Below are 4,016 nucleotides of genomic sequence, written 5' to 3' on the forward strand. Positions count from 1 at the left end.
GGTGTGCAGGTCGTGGCGGCGGCGTGCCTCCGCGGCGGCGGCGCGGGCCCGGTCGGCGGTGAGAGCGCAGTCGGCCGCGGCGGATTCGGCTTCGGTCAGGGCGGTGCGCGCGGCGGCGAGCAGGTCCTGGGACCAGGCGGTGGCGTCGCCGGGGGCGATGGATTCCGCGCCGCCGAATCCGGCCGCCATGCCGACCTTGGTGATCAGCCGGTCGACGCCCAGCTTGTGCGATTCCAGCTCCGCGGCGGCCGCGCGGCGGCGGTCCGCCAGCCACAGCTCGGCCGCGCCGAACCGCTGGGTGTCGAAGAGCTTCTCGAGCAGCTTCTCGCGATCCTCGTTGTCGGCGCGCAGGAACCGGGCGAAATCGCCCTGGGGCAGCAGCACGACCTGGAAGAACTGGTCGGCGCTCATGCCGAGCAGGCGCAACACCTCGTCACCGATGTCGGTGAGCCGCGACAGGTTCTCGCCGCGCCCGTCGAGCCAGGTCAGGGTGCCGGAGGCGTTGACCTTCACGGTGCCGCCGCCGCGCCGGGACGGGCGGTGGTACTCGGCGGTGCGGATCAGCCGCAGCCGCCGCCCGCCCAGGGTCGCCTCCAGGCCGACGCGGGGCGGCTCCTGCGGGTCGGCGTGATCGGAGTGCAGGGCCTTCTCGCCCCGCGCGCCGGGCACCTTGCCGTACAACGCGAAGCCGATCGCGTCGAGCACCGTGGTCTTGCCCGCGCCGGTGTGCCCGTGCAGCAGGAACAGGCCGTCGGCCCCGAGCCGGTCGAAATCGATGGTGGTCGTCTCGGCGAACGGGCCGAAGGCGGTGATCTCGAGCCGGTGCAGCCTCACGCCGTCTCCTCGAGCGTCGCCGCCTCGACGGCCCGGACCGACCGCAACGTCTCCCGCTCCGCGCCGCCCACCGCCAGCGCCCGCTCGAGCCACTCCTGCTCGCCCGCCGTCGGCGCCCCACGGACATCGGTGAGGAAGCCCACCGCGACCTCGGCGTCGCGGCGGCCGTTGACGCGTTCCCGGTAGCGCAGCTCCGGATTCCCCTCCGGCCGGGTCCATTCCACGTGCACCGCGTGCGGGAAGCGTTCCCGCAGCCGCCGCATGGGATCGACCGGCCGGGCGAAGTCCGTGAGCGTCGCCGAGACGTAATGCCCCTCGGCGTCGGCGAACTCGTCGCCCGCCAGCAGTTCCTCCAGCGTCCCGGTGAGCCTGCTGAGCCCGCGCACCACCGGCAGGTCGTGGCGGTGCACCGACTCGGGGCCCGCCGGGCCGAGATCGACGATCCAGACGGCCTTGCGGTGCGTGGCCTCGCCGAAGGAGTAGGGCAGCGGAGAACCGCTGTAGCGCACCGACTCCGACAGCGTCTGCGGCGAATGGAGGTGGCCGAGCGCGACGTAGTCGACGCCGTCGAACGCGGCGGCGGGCACCGTCTCCACCCCGCCGACGGAGATCGATCGCTCCGAGCCGCTGGCCTCGCCGCCGACCACGAAGGCGTGCGCCAGCACGACCGAGCGGGTGCCGGGGCGGCCCGCCAGATCGGCGCGGATCCGCGCCATCACCGCGTCGAGCACTTCCGCGTGCGAACGGGCCTGCGGCACACCGAGTTCCGCGCGGGTGATCTCCGGTTCCAGGTAGGGGATGCCGTAGAAGGCGACCTCGCCGTGCTCGTCGCGGCACAGCACGGGACGGTCGGCGTCGGCCACGCGGGTGCACAGATGCAGCCCGCCCGCCGCCGTGAAGCCCGCGCCCGCGCCGAGGCGCGCGGGGGAATCGTGATTGCCCGAGGTCGCGACGATGCGCGCGCCCGCGGCTCGGATCGCCTCGAACCCGCGCTGGCAGACGGTGATCGCGTCCGCGTTGGGGATGGAACGGTCGTAGACGTCCCCCGGCACGACCACCACGTCGACCCACTCCGCGGCAACCAGCTCGGCGATCGCGGCGAGCACACCGGCCTGATCCGGCAGCAGGTCGACACCGTGGAAGGTGCGACCGATGTGCCAGTCGGAGGTGTGCAGGATGCGCATGCCGCGAAACCGTAGGGGAAGGTTCCGACAGATTTCAACATCACGGCATGTCGGGCGCGACATGCCCGGGGCGGCGATTTGCGCGGAGATTGCGAACTTGTCGGAGCCCTACGGCACTATCGGCTCCATGACCGCCTCGATGCTCGTCGCGCTCGTATTGGTGTTCGCCGCCGGTTTCGGCCTCGGCTGGCTGGGGCACGCGGCGCGGGGCGGGCAACGGGCCGCCGCCGCGGAGGCCCGGCTCGCGGCGGCGGCGGACAACGAACGGTTGCTGCGCCGCTCGCTCGAGGTGGCCAACGAGGATGCGGCGCGGCGGCATTCGGCCGCGATCGGGGCCATGGTCGATCCGCTGCGCGAGGCGGTCGGGGCGCTCGAACACCAGATCCGCCAGGTCGAGCACCATCGCATCGACGCCTATTCGGGCCTGCGCGAGCAGGTCGCCGGGATGGCCCGCACCTCCCATCAGCTGGCGGGGCAGACCGGTCAGCTGGTGGCCGCGCTGCGCGCGCCGCAGGTCCGCGGCCGCTGGGGCGAGATCCAGCTCGAACGCGTCGTCGAACTGGCGGGGATGACCCGCCACTGCGACTTCGCCACCCAGGTGAACCGGGCCGGGGAGCACGGCGGCGTCCGCCCCGACCTCGTCGTCCGCCTCACCGGCGGCAGGCACATCGTCGTCGACGCCAAGGTCCCCTTCACCGCCTACCTCGACGCGAGCACCACCGAGGACCCGGCCGCGCGCACCCCGCTGCTGACGCGGCACGCCAAGCATCTGCGCGCCCACATCGATCAGCTCGCCGACAAGGCGTACTGGGCCGCGTTCGATCCCGCGCCGGAGTTCGTCGTGCTGTTCGTCCCCGGCGACCCGTTCCTGGACGCGGCGCTCACCACCGACCCGGAACTGCTCGAGTACGCCTTCGGCCGCAACGTCGTGCTCGCCACCCCGACCACCCTCATCGCGCTGCTGCGCACCATCGCGTTCGGCTGGCGCCAGGAGGCCCTCTCCCGCGACATGGCGACGGTGCAGCAGCTGGGCAAGGAGCTCTACGGCCGCATCGGCAAGGTCGCCGAACACCTCGACACCCTGGGCGTTCACCTGGGCAAAGCGGTCACCGCGTTCAACGCGACGGTGGGTTCGGTGGAGTCGCGGGTCCTGGTCACCGCGCGGCGCATGCACGAGCACGGCATCGCCGATCAGGAGCTCCCCGGCATCCGTCAGGTGGACCCGCGGCCGCGGGTGGTCGCCTTCGCCGAGGCACAGGACCGCGTCTGACAATCCCGTGCCGTCCCGCCGAGTGCCGCGTGTTGCGGTTAGTGTCATAGGGTGCCTGCTTCTCAACGTGCGCGATCCCGGGTACCCGCGCCGCAACGTTCGATCCTGCCCTCGGTGCCCGGCGTCCCCGCCTGGGCCGCGGTGCTGATCGCCGTCGGCGCGACCACCCTGGGGTTCCTGATCGATGCGCTCGGTGACGAGTCCGAACCCACCGGCACGTTCTCGGCGTTCTACGTTCTCGGCTGCCTCGCCGCGGTGTGCGCGGTCCGGCTGCGCGGCCTGTTCACCGCGATGGTGCTGCCGCCGCTGCTGCTGTTCGTCGCGGTCCCGGTGGCCTGCCAGTTCCTCAGCGGCCGCGGCTCCACCTCCATCAAGGACGTGCTGCTCAACCTCGCCATTCCGCTGGTGCAGCGGTTCCCCACGATGCTGCTGGCGACCGTGCTCGTGCTGGCCGTCGGCGCGGCTCGGATCGTGCTGCACCGCCGCGCGCCCGCCACCGCGGGTGACAGCAGACGCGAGCGCAGGCCGGCCCGCCGCCGCAATCCCTCGACCCTGGCCGAGACCTCCAAGCGCAGGCCCCGCCGCGCCGCCGTCGAGGAGCCGCCTACCGAGATCGACCTCGGCAGCCCGGCCCGCCGCCGTCCGCCGGCTCCGGCCAGGGGCCGCGCCCGTGGCCGTGGCGAACGCTCCGGCTCGGCGACCGCGACCCAGGAACCGCGTGGCCGTAC

At 73.2% G+C, this 4,016-nt stretch carries 4 protein-coding genes; 2 read left to right on the forward strand and 2 right to left on the reverse strand.

What is annotated here, in order from left to right:
* Positions 1 to 834 (reverse strand): AAA family ATPase (locus ON36_RS22380; protein WP_043657102.1); only part of this gene is annotated, 834 nt, incomplete at its 3' end.
* Positions 831 to 2,018: an exonuclease SbcCD subunit D gene (locus ON36_RS22385; RefSeq protein ID WP_043657105.1), complete on the reverse strand. Its 1,188-nt coding sequence runs from the start codon at positions 2,016 to 2,018 to the stop codon at positions 831 to 833. The genes ON36_RS22380 and ON36_RS22385, both read right to left, overlap by 4 nt.
* A 127-nt stretch (positions 2,019 to 2,145) precedes the next feature.
* Here ON36_RS22385 and ON36_RS22390 point away from each other — a divergent pair, with 127 nt between their 5' ends.
* Together ON36_RS22390 and ON36_RS22395 are read left to right on the forward strand one after the other, a co-directional pair.
* Positions 2,146 to 3,288 (forward strand): DNA recombination protein RmuC, encoded by a 1,143-nt coding sequence (locus ON36_RS22390; protein ID WP_043657107.1) that lies wholly within the window; start codon positions 2,146 to 2,148, stop codon positions 3,286 to 3,288.
* A gap of 114 nt (positions 3,289 to 3,402) precedes the next feature.
* The coding region (locus ON36_RS22395) for a DUF6542 domain-containing protein (protein WP_052314247.1) at positions 3,403 to 4,016 on the forward strand (614 nt) is incomplete at its 3' end.

The sequence above is a fragment of the Nocardia thailandica NBRC 100428 genome (assembly GCF_000308795.1).
GTDB classification, from domain to species: domain Bacteria; phylum Actinomycetota; class Actinomycetes; order Mycobacteriales; family Mycobacteriaceae; genus Nocardia; species Nocardia thailandica.